General features: G+C 45.6%; 19 protein-coding genes. 8 read left to right on the top strand and 11 right to left on the bottom strand.

Translation table 11 applies throughout. The features are described from left to right. Positions 1–656 precede the first annotated feature (656 nt). The gene (locus EBO34_RS13245) at positions 657–1,118 is read right to left on the bottom strand and encodes a GNAT family N-acetyltransferase (RefSeq protein WP_122899320.1); all 462 of its coding nucleotides are present in this window, start codon (positions 1,116–1,118) and stop codon (positions 657–659) included. Positions 1,119–1,291: 173 nt separating this feature from the next. On the opposite strand from EBO34_RS13245, the gene EBO34_RS13240 reads away from it, so the two are divergent. The 7 genes from EBO34_RS13240 to EBO34_RS13210 all read left to right on the top strand — a co-directional run bounded on the left by EBO34_RS13240 (position 1,292) and on the right by EBO34_RS13210 (position 8,692). Next, positions 1,292–2,509: an ROK family transcriptional regulator gene (locus EBO34_RS13240; protein ID WP_142996794.1), complete on the top strand. Its 1,218-nt coding sequence runs from the start codon at positions 1,292–1,294 to the stop codon at positions 2,507–2,509. Between the two features lie 66 nt (positions 2,510–2,575). After that, complete coding sequence (locus EBO34_RS13235; RefSeq protein ID WP_183163874.1) at positions 2,576–3,847, top strand: ABC transporter substrate-binding protein; 1,272 nt, start codon at positions 2,576–2,578, stop codon at positions 3,845–3,847. Between the two features lie 72 nt (positions 3,848–3,919). Next, complete coding sequence (locus tag EBO34_RS13230) at positions 3,920–4,861, top strand: carbohydrate ABC transporter permease (protein WP_122899314.1); 942 nt, start codon at positions 3,920–3,922, stop codon at positions 4,859–4,861. Between the two features lie 16 nt (positions 4,862–4,877). Then, complete coding sequence (locus tag EBO34_RS13225) at positions 4,878–5,720, top strand: carbohydrate ABC transporter permease (RefSeq protein ID WP_122899313.1); 843 nt, start codon at positions 4,878–4,880, stop codon at positions 5,718–5,720. A gap of 21 nt (positions 5,721–5,741) precedes the next feature. Next, positions 5,742–6,731 carry a Gfo/Idh/MocA family protein gene (locus EBO34_RS13220; protein WP_122899311.1) on the top strand — a complete coding sequence of 330 codons (990 nt, stop codon included), beginning with the start codon at positions 5,742–5,744 and terminating at the stop codon, positions 6,729–6,731. A gap of 27 nt (positions 6,732–6,758) precedes the next feature. Continuing rightward, positions 6,759–7,739 carry a Gfo/Idh/MocA family protein gene (locus EBO34_RS13215; protein WP_122899309.1) on the top strand — a complete coding sequence of 327 codons (981 nt, stop codon included), beginning with the start codon at positions 6,759–6,761 and terminating at the stop codon, positions 7,737–7,739. Positions 7,740–7,753: 14 nt separating this feature from the next. After that, on the top strand, positions 7,754–8,692 hold the full coding sequence (locus tag EBO34_RS13210; RefSeq protein WP_122899307.1) for an ROK family protein: 939 nt from the start codon (positions 7,754–7,756) through the stop codon (positions 8,690–8,692). Between the two features lie 150 nt (positions 8,693–8,842). Here EBO34_RS13210 and EBO34_RS13205 read toward each other — a convergent pair whose 3' ends face one another. The 7 genes from EBO34_RS13205 to EBO34_RS13175 form a co-directional block, all read right to left on the bottom strand. After that, a complete protein-coding gene (locus EBO34_RS13205; protein WP_122899305.1) occupies positions 8,843–10,291 on the bottom strand; it encodes an alkaline phosphatase in 1,449 nt (482 codons plus the stop codon). 559 nt (positions 10,292–10,850) lie between these two features. Next, a complete protein-coding gene (locus EBO34_RS13200) occupies positions 10,851–11,666 on the bottom strand; it encodes a carbohydrate ABC transporter permease (RefSeq protein WP_122899303.1) in 816 nt (271 codons plus the stop codon). A 16-nt stretch (positions 11,667–11,682) separates the two neighbouring features. Next, entirely contained in the window at positions 11,683–12,633 is a 951-nt protein-coding gene (locus tag EBO34_RS13195) for a carbohydrate ABC transporter permease (protein ID WP_122899301.1), read from the bottom strand. 57 nt (positions 12,634–12,690) lie between these two features. Continuing rightward, positions 12,691–14,007 carry a sugar ABC transporter substrate-binding protein gene (locus EBO34_RS13190; protein WP_122899299.1) on the bottom strand — a complete coding sequence of 439 codons (1,317 nt, stop codon included), beginning with the start codon at positions 14,005–14,007 and terminating at the stop codon, positions 12,691–12,693. A gap of 18 nt (positions 14,008–14,025) precedes the next feature. Next, positions 14,026–15,510, bottom strand: a complete 1,485-nt coding sequence (gene argH / locus EBO34_RS13185) for an argininosuccinate lyase (protein WP_122899297.1) — start codon at positions 15,508–15,510, stop codon at positions 14,026–14,028. A 1-nt stretch (position 15,511) separates the two neighbouring features. Further along, complete coding sequence (locus tag EBO34_RS13180) at positions 15,512–16,726, bottom strand: ROK family transcriptional regulator (protein WP_183163873.1); 1,215 nt, start codon at positions 16,724–16,726, stop codon at positions 15,512–15,514. Positions 16,727–16,933: 207 nt separating this feature from the next. Further along, positions 16,934–19,465, bottom strand: coding sequence for an NEW3 domain-containing protein (locus EBO34_RS13175; RefSeq protein WP_122899294.1), 2,532 nt, complete (start codon positions 19,463–19,465; stop codon positions 16,934–16,936). Between the two features lie 387 nt (positions 19,466–19,852). Between EBO34_RS13175 and EBO34_RS13170 the strand changes: the two genes are divergently transcribed. Continuing rightward, positions 19,853–20,764 carry an Nmad3 family putative nucleotide modification protein gene (locus tag EBO34_RS13170; RefSeq protein ID WP_122899292.1) on the top strand — a complete coding sequence of 304 codons (912 nt, stop codon included), beginning with the start codon at positions 19,853–19,855 and terminating at the stop codon, positions 20,762–20,764. A gap of 223 nt (positions 20,765–20,987) precedes the next feature. Here the strand turns inward: EBO34_RS13170 and EBO34_RS13165 are convergent, their stop codons facing one another. The 3 genes from EBO34_RS13165 to EBO34_RS13155 all read right to left on the bottom strand — a co-directional run bounded on the left by EBO34_RS13165 (position 20,988) and on the right by EBO34_RS13155 (position 22,705). Further along, the gene (locus tag EBO34_RS13165) at positions 20,988–21,767 is read right to left on the bottom strand and encodes an N-acetylmuramoyl-L-alanine amidase family protein (protein ID WP_122899290.1); all 780 of its coding nucleotides are present in this window, start codon (positions 21,765–21,767) and stop codon (positions 20,988–20,990) included. 103 nt (positions 21,768–21,870) lie between these two features. Continuing rightward, the gene (locus tag EBO34_RS13160) at positions 21,871–22,101 is read right to left on the bottom strand and encodes a helix-turn-helix domain-containing protein (RefSeq protein ID WP_122899287.1); all 231 of its coding nucleotides are present in this window, start codon (positions 22,099–22,101) and stop codon (positions 21,871–21,873) included. Beyond that, on the bottom strand, positions 22,076–22,705 hold the full coding sequence (locus tag EBO34_RS13155) for a sigma-70 family RNA polymerase sigma factor (protein ID WP_183163872.1): 630 nt from the start codon (positions 22,703–22,705) through the stop codon (positions 22,076–22,078). The genes EBO34_RS13160 and EBO34_RS13155 overlap by 26 nt, the downstream gene beginning before the upstream one ends. Between the last annotated feature and the right edge of the window lie 62 nt (positions 22,706–22,767).

Below are 22,767 nucleotides of genomic sequence, written 5' to 3'. Positions count from 1 at the left end.
TTTGCCACCCAAGAAGACCTCCATATCATTACCTTAGCTCTCCATAACCGGGGAGATTAATCTTTTTAGAAGGGAAGGACGATCAAAGAGCGCTATCCATTTGGACAGCGCTCTTTTTTAGATTTTTTTGATATAATGATTCCAAACTATTAGATAGAAAGGCAGACGATAAAATGACTTCACAAATTAACCCTTTGCTGATTGTCAGATCAACAAACCTTACCAGATTCATATAGAGGAGATTAGGCTGCCGGGGAAATAAAGGAAATTGGTTTTTTCCCCCGGGAAATGCAACTTCCTTCTTCCTGATTGCCGAAGTATTTATGGGAGACCGTGCGAAAGAGCTCCCGGTAAAAGAACGAACACTCAGGGAGAAGAGCACTTCCAACCTTTTCAAACGAAAAAAGAAAAAAGCCAAGAAGATGAAAAGAAGGAAGTGAGGCAGCGTCTGACGGAGGAGTGGAGGCGGTTCTTTTGCTTTCATTTTCTCGGTTTGTCTTCTGAAATCTACCAAAGCATTCACTCAAAAGTAATAGTTTAGAAGCCTGAATAATGCAAATCCAGGCTTCTTTTAAGGACAGAAACGAATACGACAAATCATCAATAAATTTCAAAAAAGATCGGTATATTTTTAGCTGACGTAGTTAAGATTTTGTTTATTTTAAACCGGTGTATTTTTCATATAGCTTGATATGCCCGCCACTTACTCCATATACTATGCCGCTATTTTTCCATCCGTATTTCTCATAATAACCTTCAAGGTCAGTAGATAGATAAAGCTTATCATATCCCTTTTTCGCTGCCTCTTTTAAGCCGTGTTGTAATAACTTGGAACCTATTTCATTTCCCCTGTGCTCACTTGACACAAATAAACAAGCGAGCCAAGGGCATAAATCCTGACGGCTATTGAGGTCATTTCTTAATAATGCGTATGTCCCTATGATATCGCCTTCTTCAAATGCCACATAAAAACAAGGAATATCTGAAGCTATGCTGCAAGAGTGCTGTATAGCATCTTCATAAAACTTGTAATTATGGTCGTTTCCCCATACTTCCCAGAATATTTGAACTGCTTTTTTAAACAGGTCATTCCGTTCTTGCAATTCAATAATTTCCATATAGGTTCCTCCTTTTATTTCATATTCATTACCATTACTCCCTGCACATCGGATATTCCTTCTCCACCATATATAGTCAAGAATTTTCTGAATATTGTTGACTTCTATTTTTGGAACGTCTATAGTATAGATAATACTTAATCCAGAGTCTGGATTAAGTTTGGGGGGTGAACGTGTCGCTGACTCGTACAGGAGACGTTAAGCTTATGCAGGAGCTTAATCGTTCAATTATTTTGGATACCATTCGAAAAGAAGAACCTCTGTCGAGGAGTGACATTGCCAAGCGCTTATCGATCAGTCCAACGACCGTTGCAACGGCAGTGAAGGAACTGATCAAAAACGGCTTTGTCATAGAAGGTGGAGAAGGTCATTCCAGCGGAGGAAGAAAGCCGATTCTTTTACGGTTTAACCCCAACGGAAAGCACATTATCGCAGTTTCCATAACGAACAGTGATTTGTCCGTAGGGATTATGAACCTGGCAGCGGAGACATTGTATAAAAAACATTATGAGGCGCCTCGTTTTTTCGGTCAACGTGTGATTGAAGTTGTAAAGGACGCCATAAAGGAGACGCTGGATCAACCGGGAACGCCCAAAGAAGACTGCCTCGGGATAGCTATTATCGCTCCGGGGATTGTGGATGCAAATTCCGGTGAGATTTTATACAATGCGCAACTCGATCTCCATAACGTCAATATTGTCTCGATTGTGAGAGAAGAGTTCCAGATTGAAACGTGGCTGGACAATGATGTAAACGCTTTAATGCTGGCGGAAAAGGAATTTGGCGACTACAAAACCTTTAGAAATATTGTCTATGTCAAGCTTACAGATGGCGTAGGAGCCGGTGCCTACCTCAATAATCGTATTTTCAGAGGTCATAATGGAGGAGCCGGTGAGTTTGGACACATCAGTGTTGATAAAAGCGGCATGAGGTGTGAATGTGGCAACAATGGCTGCTTGGAATCGTACATCAGTTGGTCTGCCATTGCAGGAAGAATTGAACTGGCCCTGCAAAGAGGGAGAAAGTCAATTCTGCGAGATCTTATGAATACTGAGGATAAGCTAAGTCCAGTCCTTTTTAAAAAAGGAGTGGAAGAGCGCGACCCGTTATGTATCGAAGTGGCAGAAGATGTTGGTAGCTATTTAACGAGTGGTTTGGTGAATATCATTCATCTGTATAACCCAGAAGTAGTGATTCTGGGTGGTGAAGTGATTGATCACAATGCCTTTTTACTGAAATATACGAAAGAGCAATTATATAAAAAGACGATGAGGGTCCTGTCGCAGGATTTAAAAGTCGTTCCGTCTTCATTAGGAGAAGATTATGAATTAATTGGTTGTGTGGCAGTGTTGTTTCAGGATTTCTTTCGCATAGGGGAATTTAGTCGATGAGGTAAATCCGGTTACTTTTTCCAGAGAGTGGAACAAGTTTAAAATATGAAAAGGGGTGCAGTAAGGATGAAAAAAAGTTGGTTGCCGATTGCGTTGTCTTCGATGTTTGTACTGGGTGCGTGTGGTGGAGGTGAGGCAGATGGTGATACCTCAGCTTCAGGAGAGAATGACGGAGAAGACGTGAGTATCCGCTACTTCCACCCAGGTGCAGATCAGCCGGGTACTCGGGATGGAATAGAGGAAATGATCGAACGTTTTGAAGAAGAGAACCCAAACATCAACGTTGAACTTGAAACGGTTGGCTGGGGAGATGCCTATCAGAAACTTGTAACCGATATCAGCTCCGGACAAGCCCCGGATGTGTTCTTTGGAGGCACAAGGTGGGTTCCGGCATTTGCGCTAATGGATGCCCTTCTGCCATTGGATGACTACGCATCTGATCGCATTGGTCTTTACCATGAGCCGTTGCAAAGAAATGTAACTATTAATGATTCAATTTACGCGATTCCACGAGCGTTTTCAACGAGAACATTGATTTACCGTACCGATCTAATTGATGAGCCTCCAACTACGTGGGACGAGCTGATTGAAACGGCTCAGACTGTTCAGGAAGAAAATGAAGGAATCTATGGTCTTGGGATCTCCGGTGCGAGCCATATTTCCACAGTTGAGCAGCTCATGAACTACGTTTACCAAAACGAAGGAGCTGTCTTTAATGAAGACGGGGATATTACACTTACAGAACCTGAGTTTGTTGAAGCTCTTGAATTTTATGCGGATCTCTACCGTGAACACGGAGTCGTACCAAATCCGCTTGAATACAATCGGGAGGAGCTTCCGACACTGTTCGCTCAAGGAAGAATTGCCATGTATGTGATAGGACCATGGGGAAGGAACATGATGGGGCTTGAGCCGGATAATGAAGAGGCACCTTACGACAACGCACCACTGCCTGAAGGAAAGCAGATGGCAAACATTTTTGGGTCTGACTCAATCATGATTTCAAACAATACCGATCACCCGGATGAAGCGTGGGAATTCCTCGAGTTCATTTCACAGCCGGAAGAACAAAAGCTTTATGACCTGGATCAGGGACTTGTTCCAATTCAGATCGATGAAGCAGAAGAGCCTGAGTTCCATGAAGATCCGTTCTTTGCAACATATGTAGAAAGCATTGAGTTTGGACATGAAGCACCTAAGCCTGCTGCGTGGGAGCCGTTCCAGGATATCATTTCAGAAGCGGTTCAAAAGACGTTAAATGGTTCAGATGCGAAAGAAGCCCTTCAAGAAGCAGCGAGAAAGATTGAAGAACAGGGGTTAACCCCTTCTGGTGAATAAAGAAAAGTAAGATGGAGAGGCTGCCGGGATCCGGTACAGCCTTTCCATCGTGAACATGAAAGGAGGGGTCATGTGGAAACAGTGACGTCCCAAAGGCAGGAAAAGAGCTCGAAACGACATGGCGGTTTAAGGAAACTTTTTTCACTGGAGAAATCGCCTTTACTTTACTTACTGCCAATGATCCTCTTTATGCTTATCATGATCGGCTATCCGATTAGCCGTGTCATTTATCTCTCATTTACACAAAACATTCTGACCCGGCCGGATTTGGGCGTGGAGTTTATCGGTCTGTCAAACTACTGGACGCTCATGACTTCCGCTGAATTTTGGAACACAGTAGCGAGAACTGTCGGCTGGACGAGCTTATCCGTTGGTGGAAAAGTCCTCATCGGGTTCGGTATTGCCCTGCTCCTCAGTAAGCCGATTGGGTTTAAGAAAGTATATATGTTCCTGTTAATGGTTCCTTGGGTGACACCGATGGTTGTTGCTGCGGTATCCTTCCGGTGGATGTTTGACGGTCAGTTCGGTACCGTAAACTACCTCTTGCTGACGGTCGGGATCATTCAGGAAAACATCATCTGGCTCGGCCAGGCTGCAACAGCATTTATCGCCACGGCTATAGCAGATATGTGGCTCGGACTGCCGTTTATGATTCTTGTCTTTATGGCAGGATTACAGGCGATTCCTGAAGAGGTAAAAGAGGCAGCCCGAATGGACGGAGCCAATGGGATGCAGCTTCTCGGCAAAGTCATTTTACCGATGATGAAGCCGGTCGTTCTGGTTGCGGTCACGCTTTCGACGATCTGGACGTTCAATTCCTTCGGTGTTATCTGGCCGATGACCCGTGGGGGCCCGCTTGAGAGTACAAGAACCCTGGTGGTAGATGCTTACGTACGTTCCTTTGGTGCTTTTGATTTAGGTATGGGTGGGGCTGTAGCTGTTGTTATTTTCATCTTCTTAATGATCTTTACGTATATGTACAAGCGATTGTTAATGAAACAAGGAGAAATGTAATGAAAGGGGGATTCCTATGTCAGGCCAAAAGTCTAAATGGTTAAAAAGAGGTGCAGTTCATGGTGCGTTGATCACCTTTTTTCTTATCCTGATGGCGCCAGTCATTGTTGCTTTCTCCACATCCCTTGAAACATTCCAAGGGGCAATGTCGTGGCCGCCGAGCCTGATTAAAGAGAACCCTCAGTGGATCAACTATGCTGAGGTGTGGAGTGGAAGATATAACTTTAGCGGTCCGTTTTTTAACAGCTTAATTATCGGTGCATCGACGGTTGTTCTGACGATTTTACTCGCATTTCCTGCGGCTTACGCCATTGCCAAATTTACGTTTATCGGCCGGGGATGGCTTTTGTTTATCGTTCTCATGACCCAGATGTTTTCGCCGGTTGTTCTGATTGTCGGACTGTACCAGCAGATTCAGGCATATCAGCTGCTTAATACTTTAACAGGGATTGTGATTACAAACTGTGCCTTTACAATACCGTTGTCGGTGTGGCTGCTTCACGGGTTTTTAAAAAACATTCCCGAAGAGCTGGAGGAAGCGGCATTTGTGGACGGCTGTTCACGTGTGAAGGGAATCATTCGTATTGTAATCCCGTTATCGGCACCGGGAATTGCCATGGCTGCGATCTATTCGTACATATGGAGCTGGAATGACTTGCTGATTCCACTTATTTATATTACGGATTCATCGTTACGCCCCGTAAGTCTGGCGTTAACGGATTTCGCGGGTCAGAATACAATCTACTGGCATGAAATGATGGCAGCAAGTATTATTGCCACCGTTCCGATTGCCATCATGTTTGCCTTTGTGCAAAAGTACTTTGTCCAAGGGTTTACTGCAGGAGCCATAAAAGGCTAAAGAAGGAAGGAGTGCTTGTCGTTGGTTAAAATTGTATTAGTAGGTACTGGAACAATGGGCGGTGTACACGCAGGTGCATATTCAAAGATGGATGATGTGACGATTGCCGGTATCGTAGATAAAGATGAAAAAGCCCTGGATGCAATGGTGAGAGCGTATAACTCAAAAGGGTTTACCAGTGTGGAGGAGCTTATTGAAAGCGGACTTGAATTTGACTTGATTGATATTTGTCTGCCGACTCCGCTGCACTCAAGAGTAGCGAAGCTTGCAGCGGATGCCGGGAAATCGATTATATGCGAAAAACCACTGGCGCGGACAGTAGAAGAAGCACGGGAACTGGTCGACTACTGTGAAGAAAAAGACGTTAAGCTTTTTGTTGGCCATGTGGTCCGCTTTTTCCACGAGTACTCATACGTTAAAAAGCGTGTTGAAGAAGGGGCGGTCGGAAAACCTTGTATTGCCCGCACATTCCGCGGTGGAGCGTTCCCTCAGGGACGTGAAAACTGGTATGCAGATCCGGAAAACAGCGGAGGGCTTGTTCTCGATATGATTATCCATGACTTTGACTTTTTAAGGTGGTGTTTTGGCGAAGTAGAGCGTGTCACTGCCAGAGGCCTTCTTGAATATGTGGAAAAAGGACTTGACTATGCGCTGGCAACGATCGTCTTTAAAAATGGTGTGATGGCCCATGTGGAAGGGAGCTGGGCTCACGAAGGCTTTTCGACGGCTCTGGAAATAGCCGGTGAAGATGGTGTTCTAGAACTTCCGAACAGCCGTAATGCTTCGGTTGAACTGGAACAACGGAAGGTAAGCCTTTCTGAAGGAGGAGTGATGGTACCGAAAAGTCCGGTTGTGGACGATCCATACTATCTGGAACTGAAGCATTTTATTGAATGCTGGAAAACCGGTGAAATACCTCTGGTTACAGCAGATGATGCATGCGAGGCGTTGAAAATTGCTCATGCTGTACTCGAATCTATTAAGACAAAGGAACCGGTAACGTTATCATAAATTTAGCTTAATAGCGGGGTGATCATAGTGAATATAGGCATTATTAGTTTTGCCCACCTTCATGCTGTGGGATATGCAAAAGCGATTAGTTCAATTCCGGATGTTAATTTGACAGGGATTGCTTACGAAGAAGATCCTGAAAAAGGAAAAGAGTTTGCAGATACATTTAACACTGAGTTTTACAGTTCCGTCGACGCCCTTCTCCATTCTGAAGTGGAAGCTGTGATTATTACATCAGAAAACTCCCGACATGTTGATCACGTGGTCAAGGCTGCGAAAGCCAAGAAGCATATTTTGTGTGAAAAGCCGATTGCGACCACCCTTGAAGACGGAAGAAAAATTATGAAGGTTTGTAAGGAAGAGGGTGTGTTGTTTCAAACAGCCTTTCCGGTCAGATATAATACTCCTGTTCTTGAAGGGAAACGCATTGTGGAAAGCGGTGCACTCGGTACCATTTTAGCCATGAAAGGGCTGAACAGAGGCACAAACCCGGGCGGGTGGTTTAATGACAAGGAGCTTGCAGGCGGCGGTGCCGTAATGGACCATACTGTTCATGTTACGGATATCATGAGATGGTATACAGGCTCTGAAGTGAAGTCCGTTCATGCGGAAACAGGAAACCTGTTTGGTACACCTGGGGTGGAAGATGCCGGTCTTTTAACACTGGAATTTGAAAGTGGCGCATTTGCTACCCTTGACTGCAGCTGGTCCAGAAATGAAAAGTACCCTACTTGGGGTGATGTGGTCCTGGAGGTTGTCGGAACACAGGGAAACCTTAAAATCGATGCGTTTGGCCAGCGTCTGCATGTCTATTCCAATGAGAACGGCACATCATGGGAGTCATGGGGAGATGACATGGACAAAGAGATGATTCAAGGATTTATGTCTCATGTAAGAGAAGGTAAAGAACCATCAGTAACTGCGCGTGACGGATATGAAGCACTTCGTGTCGCCTTGGCGGCTTATGAAGCCTCAGCTTCGAAAAAAGGTGTCGTTCTCGAACGGTAAGGGGTGTTTAGTCATTGAAGAAAGCGATTGGTTTAGATGTGGGTGGCACGAAGATTCTTGCTGCTGTTGTAAATGAAAAAGGTAAGATAACTTACCAAAAAAAATACCCAGTCGAACCTTTTAAAGGGGATCGGTTTCCGGAGTATGTGGTCCAGGTAATCGAGGAGGTTCTCGATACATCGGGAGAAGAACTCTCCTCGATTAAGGGAATTGGTATTGCTACAGCAGGCATTATAGACTCTGAAGAGAAGAAAATCGTGTTTGCACAGAATTTGGGGCTTGAACATTGTGCAATCGGCGAAGCGCTCAAGAATCACTTTAACATTCCTGTGAAGTTGTATAACGATGCCAATGCTGCCGCCGTTGCAGAGTATACGTGGGGCCATAAAAAAGCGGAACACTTAGCCTATGTTACGATCGGCACAGGTGTTGGTGCGGGGATCATCTCACACGGAAAGCTGATCCGCGGGTTCAGTGACAATGCGGGTGAATTCGGGCATATCTCGGTGAATGTGCATGGGGAGCGTTGTGGCTGCGGTCATCGTGGCTGTCTCGAGTTGTACACCTCTGGACCAGCAATGGAACAATCAGTCGCAGAAAAACGCGGCTTGAGTGGCCGCATTTCCATGCGTGAGATCAATGAAATGGCTGATGACGGAGATGTGGTTTGCCGGGAAGTACTGGATCATGCTGGTTATCACCTTGGAATGGGGCTTGTAAACCTCGTCCACCTGTTCAACTCGACTTCTATTGTCTTAGGAGGAGGGGTTATGCAGTCGGGAGAGTATTTGTTTGAACGGATTCGGGAAACAGTCGATACGTATCTTATGAACGGACTTAAAGGAAGCGTTCAATTACATAGATCAAGGTTCAGCTCTGAAATCGGAGCGTTAGGGGCAGGGAGTGGGTTTTTCGCGAACAGTGAGGAGAAGTCGCGTATTTCTTTAGTATAGAAAGTATTTATAAGACTCTTGTTTTTGTGTTGAGGTATCACTGTGCAATGTTGCAGTGGTGCCTTTTTTGTGAGGGAAGTAGGGTAATTATTCGGTGCCAGGCACTGTGTGCAGCATTACACACAGTGCCTGGCACCGGCTGAGAAGTAATTATTCCTCTTTGACTTTCCTTGTAAAACGGAAATAAACCAGTCCCCCTGCGGACATGAGGGCGAGGACAAGACCAAAGAGAGCGAAAGTCGGACTGTTCGTAGCGGTTACTGGCAATTCGCCGCCTTCCTGGACGTTGTCATAAGGGTCGAAGTCAATGCCCATGGCCTCGGCCATTAAGAAAGGAAGGTCTGTATTATCGAGGAACCCATGGAATTTCTCTGAGTGTTTTCCAAATGCATAAAGGGGGACATCTACACCGGTATGAGCATCGCTGGTGAACCCGACGAATGCCCGTTCACTGATGACCCGGTTGATTGCGATGTTTGGCTCTTCTGCTTCGGCAATGACTGACAGCTCCTCGTCGGTCGGTTCTATGTTCGCATAGGTTTGAAGCACGTCTGCTATGTTATCTCTGTTCTCGTCCAGCTGTTCGGCCATATAATCCCCGGTAGCTGTGACGCCGTGCAAAATATCAACGTTACTTTCATATTCGTCATAACCGCCGACGGACATGCCTGCTGTATCGTGGTCACCTGCAATAACCACAAGTGTATTTTCATCCTCTTCAGCAAACGCAACAGCTGCTTCTACGGCTGCTTCAAAGGCTTCCGTATCTTTTAAGATCCATGGCGAATCATGGGCGTGGCTTGCCCAGTCAATCTGGCTTCCTTCAACCATCAGGAAGAAGCCGTCCTCATTATTGCGTAACGATTCAATGGCGACTTCCGTCATCTCAGCAAGGCTCGGTTCCACTGCTTCATCTCTGTCAAGCTCAGGAGCCATACCCTCTCCCGCAAACAGTCCAAGCAGCTTACCACTGTCTGCCCCTAACAACTGATCCCGGTTTTCAATAAATGTGTATCCCAGTTCCTCTGCCTCTGCAATCAGGTTTACATCCTCATGATGGCCGCCTTCTTTTTCAGGCAAAAAGAAGTCCTTTCCGCCGCCCAGGAGAACATCGACTTCTCCGATCAACTGAGGAGCAATTTCCGCTTCACTTTCCCTGGACAGGACATTCGCAGCAAACGCAGCCGGAGTCGCATGAGTGATCGTTGAAGTAGCGACCAGTCCCGACGCCTTTCCATGCTGAGTGGCAGCTTTTAAAATAGAGTGAAGCTCGTTTCCATCCGGGTCGACCCCAAGCATTTCATTGTTTGTTTTAACACCGGTAGCCATTGCGGTCCCGGCCGCCGCTGAATCTGTAACCCTGTTATCCGCTGATGTGGTCTGCATCATCCCCACTAGCGTTTCATCAAAAATGGTGTACTCTCCTTTATAGTGGCGGTAATTGGTGGCATGTGAGGCTGAAAAACCATCTGGTATTAAGAAAATAATGTTATCTACGTTTTCCGATGAATCGGGATCCCCCTCTGCATGCGTGTGGTTCACCCCTGCAAACGAGGTCATGAGCATGATGCTTAAAAACGCTGAAAAAATCTTCTTCATTTACTTATTCCTCCTCCAATATGGATTGGCTTTTTTATAAGCCTTGATCAACCTTTCTTTATTTACATAAAAATACCTTTTTATTAATAAAAAACCATTCTTCAGCACTACCAGCCTAAAAACCACAGCTGTTTATGTAGAAAAATAGAATATACTGGGGCAGTTTGTCACAGTAAAAAAGGTCATTCCACCAAGTTGTTTAAAAAGAAACACTAAGCCGAATAAAAGGCAGTACATTTGAGGAGGACTTTTGGTTTGGTGAGGGTGGTTATGACAAAGGAAAGCCCGAGACAGCCGGCAGAGGAATCTTGTTCGGTGTTTTATTTTCTTCATAAGGTCTGGAGGCTTGAAGGGAAGAGCGAGAGGAGAGAGGTTAACTAAATGGAAGTTAATTGGATGGGAATCTGGTTATCTTAATATAAATCCGTCATAAATTAAAATTCAGCCGGCAAATCTTAATACAAAACCGGAATATCTTTACACAAAGCATGATTATCACCTCTCATCACCCCAGGCTCCACAAAAAAGACTTAACCCCTAAAGGTTAAGCCTCTGATTTTTATTTCATCCCCGTAAGCGTAATTCCCTTAATAATATGTTTCTGCAGGAAGAAGAATACGAGAATCAATGGCAGAGCGGTGATGGTAGCACCTGCCATGATCAGCTCCCAGCGGGATTCGAACTCTCCTGATGCGAAGTAGGAGAGACCTACAGGGAGTGTGAAAATCTCCGGTGACTCAAGAACGATGAGCGGCCAGAGGAAGGCGTTCCAGTTACTCAGGAATGTGAAGATACAAAGGGCGGATATTGCCGGCCAGACTTGCGGAATGGCAATCTTCCAGAAAATCTTGAATTCTCCCAAACCGTCTACCCGGGCTGCGTCCAGAAGATCGTCCGGGATGGATTGCATGAACTGCTTCATTAAGAACACGCCAAATCCTGTCATAAGACCGGGAAAGAGCAGGCCCCAGTAGTTATCGGTCCAACCGAATTCGGAACTCATGAGGTACCATGGAATAATGAGCATTTCTGTTGGTACCATTAATGTACTGAGAATCGCAATGAAGATGATTGTTTTTCCGATAAATTGAAATTTAGCGATAATGTAGCCCACCAGTGTGTCAAAGAAAGCTACGCTGATTGTGGTGAGAACGGCGATAATTAAACTATTAATAAACCACTTTCCAAACAACGTGTCCTGAAAGATTCTCCGGTAGTTCTCGAATGTCGGATTATCCGGAATGATGCTCAGGGAATACACTTCAAGAGGTGTCTTGAGGGAAGTGGAAACCATCCAGATAAACGGAAAGATCATGAGGATGGATCCTAAGATCAATAATGTATATACGATGATCGATTTTGCTCGTTTATTCATCTATGTGCACTCCCCTCTAGTAGTCAAATTTCTTCGACAGCACTTTCATTTGAATCACAGTGATCGCCAGGACGATCAGGAACAGAACAACAGTGGCGGCGGAAGCCATACCCATACTGAACTGTCTGAATGCAAGCTGGTAAATGTAAACCACGATTGTAAGGGTTGATTGGAGCGGTCCGCCCGCGCTGTCGACACTCATGTTCACAACCTGTGTAAAGGATACCTGAATAAAGTTGATACTTCCGATAACAACGGAGAAGACAATCGTTGGATTGAGCAGCGGGAGGGTGATGGATTTAAATTTATGCCAGCTGCTGGCTCCGTCCACTTCTGCTGCTTCATAAAAAGTCTTCGGAATATTTTCGAGGCCCGCAAGGAAGATGACCATCTGAAAACCGAGTGCCTGCCAGACCATGGTGGCGATTATGATATAAATGGCCTGATTGGGTGAGTTTAAGAACAGTTGTGCAGGCAGTCCGAGGTTTGTAAGCATCTCGTTGACAAACCCGTTGTTCATAAACAGCCAGCGGAAAACCCAGCTTACGGCTACAATGCTGGTTACATAGGGAATGAAATAAATCACCCTGAAAATACCGACGAACGTGTTGATGCGCTGCAGCAGCAAGGCCACGCCTAAACCGATAACGACTTGTCCGGTTACACCAAAGGCGATGAAGATAAACGTATTGAATAAGGACTTTCTGAATACCGGATCCTGAAACAGAGCAACGTAATTATCCATCCCTACAAAGGGCTTTTCAGGAGAGAGGATATTCCACTCATGAAAGCCGATGTTGAACGTATACAGCGTTGGTATGAAGCGGATCGTCACGTAAAAGATGAGCGGCACGAGCAAACACAAATAAACAAACATGTATTTGCTTTGTTTAAGGGTGAGCCGTGAACGCGGCTTTTTAGCTTTTGGTTTCAGTGGTTGATTGGTTTCCAGTGATGTGTCAGCCATGAAAAGGACCTCCTGTTAGAAGAAAGGCCGACTCAAAGGCCGGCCTTTCGAGTAGTGTCAGCGGTTTTCCCAATAGTCATCAAAGAGTTCCTGAGTAGATTCAACAAACTCTTCGAATGCTTCTTCCGGTTCGACCCCTTGAAGCAGGACACGGTCTACTGCCTGGATGGCAAGGTCGCGTTCGCGGCTTTCATCCACAAAGAAGTGGGCGTTGGCATATGGGAGCTGCTCAATGAATGCCCCGTATAAATCGTGCTCCAGGTATTCATCCTGCAGGGCTACACTTTCTTTAGCAGGCAGCTCTCCTGTTGCTTCGAGCCAGCGCTCCATTACGTCGTCACTTGTGAGGAACTGAAGGAACTTAACAGAGGCATCGAGCTTTTCTCCTTCAACGTTTCGTGTGATTCCGTTACTCCAGAATGATGCCTGTGTTGATTGCTCGTCTTTTGCCGGCAGTGGAGCAATCGCGTAGTTTAAGTCTGGTGCGTCTGCCTGAAGCGTACCAACACGGAATGAGCCGTCAATATTCATAGCAGCGTTTCCTGTCATAAACGCGGTTACGTCATCGGTGTAAAAGTCTCGTTCGGCAACTTCATGCGTCATTGGGAAGTCGAGCCAGTACTTGAATGCCTCCAGGCCTGCAGGGCTTTCATCCCAGAGAATCGTGCGGCGGTCCTCACTTAACCCTTCACCGCCTGCCTGGTAAATAAGGGCATCACGGAACCAGTGGTGTCCTTGCTGGCTAGGCTCCCAGGCCATTCCTGCCTGACGAAGACGTCCGTTGTCATCTCTTTCTGTGAGCTGGATGGAGTACTCCACAAGTTCGTCCCACGTTTGTGGTGGCTGATCCGGGTCAAGTCCGGCTTCTTCAAACATGTCTTTATTGTAAAAGAGTGCAATGGTTCTTACGGCTGTTGGAATCGTCCAATACTCGTCATCGAGCTTGACGGATTCAACCATCGGGAAAAACTCATCTTCAATTTCATCATGTGGAAAAGCATCCTGAGGCAGCGGCTGCAGGTAACCGGAATCTACATAACGGGGAACCCATCCGTAGAATAGATTAATCACATCCGGACCTCGTCCTGCAGGGACCTGCGCTGCTACCCGCTCATTAAATTGGTCATAGGGGAAGGTGGTCTGCGATACTTTAATGTCGGGGTTCTCGGCTTCAAACTCTTCAATCAGATCATCGATTAATGTAACTTTTGAATCGAAATGATATTGCCAGTATTCAATCTCAACCACATCTTCGTCACCGGATTCTCCGTTTTCTCCATTTTCCTCGGTTGCACCATCTGTTTCTGCATCCCCGCATGCTGCGGCCAGAACAGCCAGTGAGAGTAAGCCTGCACTCAATAATCCCTTTTTCATTTTTATATCCCCCTTGTTTTAAACTGAATAGTTATTCTTTACACACAGCTCAGCGGATTTTTCAAGACGACTGGCATAATCACGCAGGCTGTGGAAAGTTTCCATAACCCATTCTGAATCCTTGTCAGCCTTCGCTTTGCACTCTTTAATCTGCTCCTTTACTGCATGAGGAGAAGGACCGCCTTTAACATTTCTTACTTCAATGAAAGAAGCCGGATCTATGGCTTTTTTGTATTCATCCTCAGTCAGGGAGAGATCAGCACCGATGGTTTCTTTTGCGATGGTGCAGACAAGCCGGGCATCTCCACTGCGGATATCAGAATCCTCCCTGTTTAGGTGACTCACAAGGGAGCTGACAACCTTATGGGCTGAGCGGAAGGAGATATGGTGGTTTCTCACCAGTACGTCTGCCAGTTCAGTCACTGTTGAAAATCCTTCCCTGGTGCGTTCATATAAGGTCTCTTTTTCAAAGGTGGCATGCTCCAGAATTTCATTTAAGATGGAGAGAATGTTGTTTGCGCTGGTAAAGCCCGACATCAGTACAGGCTGGATGTCATCTCCAATGTCCACGATATCTCCGAGTGGGATGCTGTGGGCTACTGTAAAACAGCTTTGAAGGTTTCCGATTGCTTTGCTGATTGAAGCGCGTGTATGTTCCAGAGCGGATGGGTTTCGTTTTTGAGGCATAATACTCGATGTCTGTACATGCTGATCGTTAAGTTTGAGCGTGCTGACTTCGCTTGTAGCCATAAACATTAAGTCATAGACGAAGCGTGACAACGTACTTAGGGATATAGATAAAGCGCTTCCAAATTCGAGCATGAAGTCTGATGCGGAAATGGCGTCATAGGAGTTTGTCATAGGTGAGGAGAAGCCAAGCTGATCACTTATCTGCTGTCTGTCAATCGGAAAGCCTGTAGTGGAAAGGGCGCAGGCCCCCATTGGAGACACGTTTATTCTGTCATAGAGAGCGATGCCTCTTTCGGTGTCGCGTTTGAGGTTCTGCTCAGCAGCCAAAAGGTAATGAGCCAGTGTTGTCGGCTGTGCTTGCTGGTTATGTGTGTGGGCAGGCATGATGGTGTGTTTATGTTCTTCTGCCAATTCCAGCAGAAGCGTTCTCATGTCAATTAATTTATCGATCCATTCCGCTGTCTTTTGCCGCCACAGCATTCGGAAGATTGTGGTATCCATATCGTTACGGCTGAAGGCAAGGTGCATATTCCCGACCAGATCGTCACCAATCTCCTGGGCCAGGTCATGTTCAATCATAAAGAAAAGGTCTTCAAACTGAGGATTGTATTCTTTTTCATATCCTTTTCTTTTAAGAGCAAGTGTGGCTTCCAATATCGTGCCTGCATCCTGGTCGGAGAGGATTTTTGTTGAATTAAGCATCATCACGTGAGCAAGATTCACTTCCATGATATACGTATAAAAATGCTCTTTTGTAAAATCAAATAAAGGATTCAAAGTGTCTTGAATATAAAGAGGTGATCGAGATGTCATGCTACATGACTCCTTCACTTTTAAGTAATGATTCGTGTTCTTTTAAACAGAGGGCTCCGGCTCCGATTACGGACACATTCTCAAGTTCTGTTACTGAAATTTCGGTCTGAAGCGGAAGGTGTCTGCTTAATACTTCTTTCACTCGGGGAAGAAACCAGCCACCTGACTTTGAAATCCCGCCGCCCAGGATCACACATTGAGGGTTGAAAATGCATACGACGTTGACCAGTGCATAGGCGATGTGATCGACTGTTTCCTTTATCACTTCAGTGGCAATCGGATCTTCGTCTTTAGCGAGTTGAAAGATGGTTTTCGCTGACAGGTTTTCACTGTCGTAAGTACCATGATAGTCTGGCTCCTCAAGCTTTTTCTTCATCCGCTTTACAATTGAGGGGCCGCCTACATGACTGTCGAGAAATCCGTAGCCTTCAAAAATCTCATCATATTCTTCATTTGCTTCATTTTTATCCGTTACCATATAGCCGATTTCGCCGGCCGCGAAAGAAGAGCCTCTGTATAGGCTGCCATTGACAATGATGCCGCAACCGACCCCGGTACCAAGGGTAATGAGAATCAGATGGTCTGCATTTTTGGCTTTCCCTTTCCATTGCTCACCGAGAACACCGACATTCACATCGTTATCAATATAAACAGGTAGACCAAGTTCATTTTCGACAGCTTCTTTCAGGGGATAATCAATCCACCCGAGACTCGGTGCCTCAAGAACGGTGCCTTTGTCGGTATCGGTAATACCTGGTGCTCCTACTCCTACAGCCATTACATGCTCCGGGGTTCTGTTGATCTCCCCGAGAAGCTTGAGAATACAATCACCAACTTTCCTGATGATGTTGTTCTTCAGAGCGGGTTGCGTTTCAAAACGATCTTTGGCAAGGATCGTACCATTCAGGTTCAAGATCCCTATTTCTACATACGTTCCGCCAATATCTACTCCTGCTATAAGGCGGGAGTCGGGGCTGAAAGATAAGTGAACAGGTTTCCTTCCGCCCGAAGAACTGGCAACTAGGCTGTCTTTTTCTTCGATCCAGCCGTCTTCGATCAGCTCATCTACAATCGAGGAGACCGTAGGCTTACTGATCGAGAGGGCGAGCGCAATGTCGGCACGGGAGCGTTCATCATTTTCCCGCACATATCTCAGGATCTTCTTTTTATTCAGGTATTTCAGGTAGTTAGGCGTGCTTGTTTTTTTTAGGTTCATAAGCATGGCCCCTTGCACTTGATGAGTAGATTGTTGTTAGTGTGTTAGTTCGTAAACTTTACTAACTTAACTATATGTTAGGGTTTTGGCTAATATTTGTCAATTAATATTTTTAATTTTATAAATATTTAGTTTATTACTGAATTTACAAAACAGCAGGGTGTTCCTTAAGTTTGGACTTAAAGAACACCCTTTAGAGCTGTTGGTTTATTCTTCGGCAGCTAATGGATAGCTCATCAGGTTGGTAAATAAGCGGTAGCCGCCAGGAACCTGACCTTGAATCTGACGGTACCAGACCAGGTTCGTATGCATGTAGGTTCCCTCACCATACTCTGCCATCAGAATGCCGCTTGTATATGGCTCAGGGTCAACGGGATCTTTCATACCGATAAAGGTTTCGTACCTGTCATCCCAGCTCATCGGAAAATAGAGTGCCCGTTCCTGAACCCAGCCTTCCCAGTCGGAATCGGAGATCGCATTTGGGTAGGTGAAGAGTTCATGCTCAGGGTTAAAGATGTCAACGTCTGAGTTTTTATCTGTCACTCTCCAGCGAATCGACGGTACACCGATTTCGATTGGGTACGGTGCGTGCTTCGCATCATCCCAGCCGTCATTTGGTGTATGATACTGCACAATCAGGTGGCCGCCATTATTTACAAAGTTGAGCAGCCGGTCGTTTTCCTGTGCCAGGATATCACGGCCTCGGAAGGATCGGATTCCCTGAACGATCGTGGTGTACTCTGAAAGGTCGCCATTGGCAATTTCCTCGTCTGTGAGAAGGGTTAAGTCAATCCCGATGTTTTGCAGGTACTCAGGGATACGGTCAAACCCGCTGTCAATGTAGCCGACTTTTAACCCATCCGGGATGGCCAGATCAAAGGAAATGCCCGAAGCTTCTGCATCATAAAGGTAATACTGCGTTCGGATGTGATCGTAATCGATCAGCTGCACCGTGGTGTTGAACGTACTGCCGTTCACATCCACAAGTCCTTCTACATTGAATTCGTCATCAACGTTCTCTTCCGGAGGAGAAAGGGTGAACGTTACGTTTTGTGTTTCCAGTTGTTCACTAAACTCAACTTCCGCTTCTGATGGACTGACTTCCCATCCATCGGGAATATCAAGATAGGCTGACGCTTCCGCCGACCCGTTTACATAGTTCGTCAATGTCATGTCCACCTGTACATCATCCGGCACATCAAGTTCGTTGATCGAAATCTGATCGGGTGTAATGTGAACGGCTACGTCAGGTAAAACAGCTACAGTGTCCTCAGGATTTACGTGGTAATTTACACCTTGTCCGTTAACTGCATACGACACATCTGCAGAGAGGATGAAAGGTGCATACGGGTGGTAAAATTCAGCATCTTCAGGAACAGTCACTTCATATTGCACTTCATTTGTTTCGCCTGGAGTTAAGGATTGAGCAGTGGAACTTCCTTGTACTGTCCAATCTTCAGGTGTATTTAATCCGAGTTCGACGTCGTTAAGGGTCTGGTCCCCATTGTTCTCAGCCTGTACAGAAACCGTATAGGTTCCGCCTCTTGTGAGAGCAGCGTTCTCCACGTCTACAGAAACATCCAATGAAGAGGCCACCTGGCTGACTTCGGTCAGCTGGTCTTGTTTGACTTCCAGCTTGAACAGCAGGTCTTCCTGTAATTCGGGATCAATGTTTCTTGAAGCGATCCGGTCCATCGCATGTTCGATGTCTTCAAGAGCGTCGTGTGCAGCAAGAAGCGTCTGGCCGCGGTCCGGAAACTGGTTAATCACTTTATTCAGAGAGCGATCTGCTTGAAGAAGAACGCCTCTGATCTGGTTGTTGGAGCCGGAAAGCTGTTCGGCAGCTTCTTTAAACGTAATGTCAAGGCCGTCATAAATGGACTCCTCTGTCTCAGGAATATCATTGACGGATTTCACAAGATCGAGGTTTACATATAGGGGTGCAACCGGCAGATCGCGTCCCATTCCCTGGCTTTTGTGAAGGTATCTGGACTCTTCCCCAAGCTGGGCATATGTTTTTCCGTAAATCGGGTCGACCTCGTTACCTACTTCTATGGATAGGGTTGGGTTATTGTTATCAACTGCAGGGAGGTACATTTTCTTAATCTGCCAAGGTGTTAATCCTTCATCCATATGTTCAGGGAATACAGATGGATCAGCAGCGTCATCAAATGCTCTTAATGATAGGATCGTAATGGCCCGGTGGTGGCCATGCTGTGTATCAACATCAAGGAAGGAAGGGAAGACGATCTCAGGCCGTTCTTCACGAATTGAGCGGATAAAACGTTCATAGGTCAGTTCTTCTCCCCATTCTTCAAAGGTTTCTTCAGGAGTCTTTGAAAATCCGAAGTCATAAATCGGGTCATCCGTATCTTCACTGAGAATAATCAAATCCACATTGGTCACCTCTGAAGCTTCAATTAATTCTTCAGATCGGATAATCCCGAGACCATTGCCAAGCTCCTGGCCGATTTCATTCTGGCCGCCTTCGCCACGGTTAGCGATGTTACTGCTCGTGCGCACCCCTTCTTTGAGGGATAAGTAAGCGAGAAGGTGGCTTCTTTCATCATCGGGGTGAGCCCCTGTATTCATAAAGCTTGTTGTCGTTTTAAGTTGAGTAATGGCTTTCCACAAATCCTGATCGGGTTCATCATCGGCTGAAGTAAGAGGGGCCTGAGGGATAAGGATGGACAGGAGAAGCAAAAAACTTAACAAAACGCCAATTATCGGTTTCTTCAATCAAAAAACCTCCTTAGTTTTGGATGTTCGATGTCAGATTGCGTCCTTTGACCTCCTTTCAAAGCATGGATTGAGTAAGTAAGGTTTCCTTACTAACTTAACCATATATAATTTACAGAATATTTAGAAATGTATTATTTACTAATTATTGGTAGGTAAAAAGATGGTTATATTTGGATGATTAGACATAGAGGGTGATGAGTGGAGATAAAGTGACTGGAATCGACAATATCCAGGTGAATTGAGGGTGGGACTTTAGGATCGTGGGGGCTGGGCGGTGGTTGTGCTTCGTTGATACAACCGTTATATAATTTCATTACTTTGGAAGGATTAAAAAGGTTATTGTGGAATGGATGAGTTAACCTGAATTGAAAAGAGGGATTTCACATGAAGTTGGTCCTGAGCAGAAAAGGGTTTGATACTGGCAGCAGCGGTTGTTTTTCTCCATATGATCATCATTCGGGCAGGTATATTTGGTTCCCGATTCCTGAAAAAAAGAATCATTATTCCAATACAATCAATTATGCAGATGTCCGGATTAAAGAAGATTATTTTAATAACCCCAAGTACGAAGCCGGGAACTTGAGTGAGTTGTATAAAAGGCTGTTGGGCCATAATCGGATTAAAATGGGAAATAGCAAAGCGTGTTCAATCGATGACGTGGGACTGTCAGCCCACTTTGACCCTATGCTTGGAGAGCCGCCGTGGATGGAGAGAGGGAGCGGGTTGAAGATAGGAAAGGGATTCGGTCAGTCCAACGCTGCACCGCACCTTTTAAAGCAGGAGGTTGGTGCGGGTTCTGTTTTCCTTTTCTTCGGAGGGTTTAAATCGATACATAATCACTACTCTGGGCACTATTTTTACGGGTGGATGAAGGTTAAAGAGCGGATTGATAACTATGACAAGGCCCTTCAGGCGGCAGAGGAATATAACCTCGGCGACCACCCCCATCTAACAGAATCTGCTTTTCAGAAACTGAATTTTATTTATACACCGGAAGAGTGGCTGTTCGAGGATTTGGAGGTCCCCGGCTGCGGTTACTTTACTGCACTGAATGACAGTCTGCTTCTTTCAAGGAGTAAAGATCGAAACAAAAGTGAATGGCTGTTGCCGAAGTGTTTCTACAAGCAGCTAACCCAGGCTTACAAGAACTCGTGGGTTGACCTTGGTGATGACTTTTGCACGGTTAAAACAGGAAGAGGCCAGGAGTATGTCACTGAGTTATCCTCGGCGGGCGAAGCGTGGCTAAGGCAGCTTTTTAAGCGGAATGCAGATAATATAAGTGCAGCAGATGGTTAAAAAAACGGAGCTTCGGCCAGTGTCCCGAAGCTCCGTTTTTTTATGAAAGGCTATCCTATGAACATTGACTTAATGTGAGGCCAAATTAGCAGCTCTAAAAGTACACCACCCAAATTTTGTCGAAATCGTAGTCTGATATTCAAAGATTGAGTGGCGGTCTCATTAGTGAACATCAGTTTACCGAAGAGTCAGAGGAGCAGCCTCTGCCTGGAGCAGGTCTTCCTCAGATATTGATTACCCTCACTAGGTTTGGATCCGTTGTTATATAAAGCCCGCTCAGGAGGCGGTACATATCTGTGGTGCTGCCGGGGACGGCTACCCGTTCGACAATGGTAAACGCCTCACCTTTGAATACGGTTCCGGCGATCGCCTCATCATCCCAGGATGGTAGTGAATATACGTTCAGTGTATCAACTTCAACAACCACCATCTGTGTGCCGGTTTCCCGTTTTTGCAGGCCGAGGTGAGCTGCAATTCCTTCCACTACAGCCCGGCAGTAGGCTTCTTTAAAAGCGGCTTGTCGCATCAGGTTATTGTCCGTGATGTTATCAATAAACGCCTCTTCAAGAAGAACTGCAGGCATTGAAGTATTACGGAGGACACTGAAATTGGCTTCTTTTCGGCCGCGATCCGGCAGGCTGTAGCTGCCGAGTGCCGCAGCAACACGGTTATGAATGGCTGTCTGAAGGTTACGGGTTACCTGGCTCACTCCGCCATTCCAGATATAACTTTCGAAACCGCGGACAGATCCGTTAAAGGCATTTTTATGATCACTGATAAAGACATCTGCTCCTGCATTATTGGCGTTTTGGGCCCGGACTTCCAGGTCCACAAACACATCGGTACTGCGTGTTAAAAGGGTATGAACCCCTTCATATTCATCAAAAATCTGCTGCATCCTCAGAACACGGTCAAGGCACAGATTCTTCTCTAATAATCCATGTCCCGTAGCTCCCGGATCGTTTCCCCCATGTCCTGCATCCAACCATACTAATTTTGTCATACAATCCTCTCCTTTTTTCTTTTTCTGCTTTCACTTATAAAAGGGACGGAAGGACGTTTAGTAACAACCTGGGACAGTAGAAACTTTAAAAAGGGCACCGGATTTATTTTGCTTCATCCAGCCACTCCCAGAACCCCGGAACCTTCTGGGTATCAAATGACTGAACAACCTTCATTGTTTTGATCCGCAGTTCCTGTTCAAGGTTTTCCCTTTCCTGAACATCAGTCTGATACAGAGATTTCCTGATTTTTGGTTCTATTTTTCCAATGATTTTCAATGTGCTTTCTTCGTCGCCTTTCTGTGAACGTTCAATCAGCATCCGCCATTCCTTCATCTAATACTCCTCCCTTCAACGAACGTTTCAATTTTTTGATGGCTGAGCGGTGTATTTTTGAGACCGCCTGCTGGCTGACACCAAGTTCATGTGCAGCTTCTGTCATTGTTTTTTCTTCCCCGTAAATCAATTGAAGCACTTCCTGCTGACGGTGGGTAAGCTTTTGAAGACCTTTTTGGAGCTTAGGGTTTTCAATTCGTTCATGCAAAGCCAGATGCTCCCCTTCGATCACTTCGTCTTCAACCCGCTCGTCCGCTTCGATAGTTTCAACCACCGCTGAATCCTCTTCTTTTATGGGTTGATCCAGGATCAGGGGGAAGGTGATAGAAGTCTCTCTTCTTTTTTTGTCATAACTGACTGCTTCCCAATACAGTGTCTGTGAAAGGTAATTGATCATTCTCACTCCGGTGAAATAATCTCTGAACGCCCGGTCAAGTGCTGCGGCCTTATTGTTATCGGTAGGGTGCTTTAGAACATCAGTCAGTAAGGATCGGTGTGTATGGTCATTTAGAAACGAATTAAATAAAGGATTATCTGAAATTGCAGGGTGACGCTCTCTAAAACGATTAATGAGATGCTTTTCAGTGTTTTTCTTTTTTAGCATCGCTTTCCTCCTAAGGTGTTTGGTTACCATTTAAAGGGTTCATGCCAATCAATTTAACAACC

This window comes from Alteribacter keqinensis (assembly GCF_003710255.1).
Lineage (GTDB): Bacteria > Bacillota > Bacilli > Bacillales > Salisediminibacteriaceae > Alteribacter > Alteribacter keqinensis.
The sequence above is the reverse complement of the archived record's forward strand: the minus strand, read 5'-3'. Positions and strand labels throughout refer to the sequence as shown.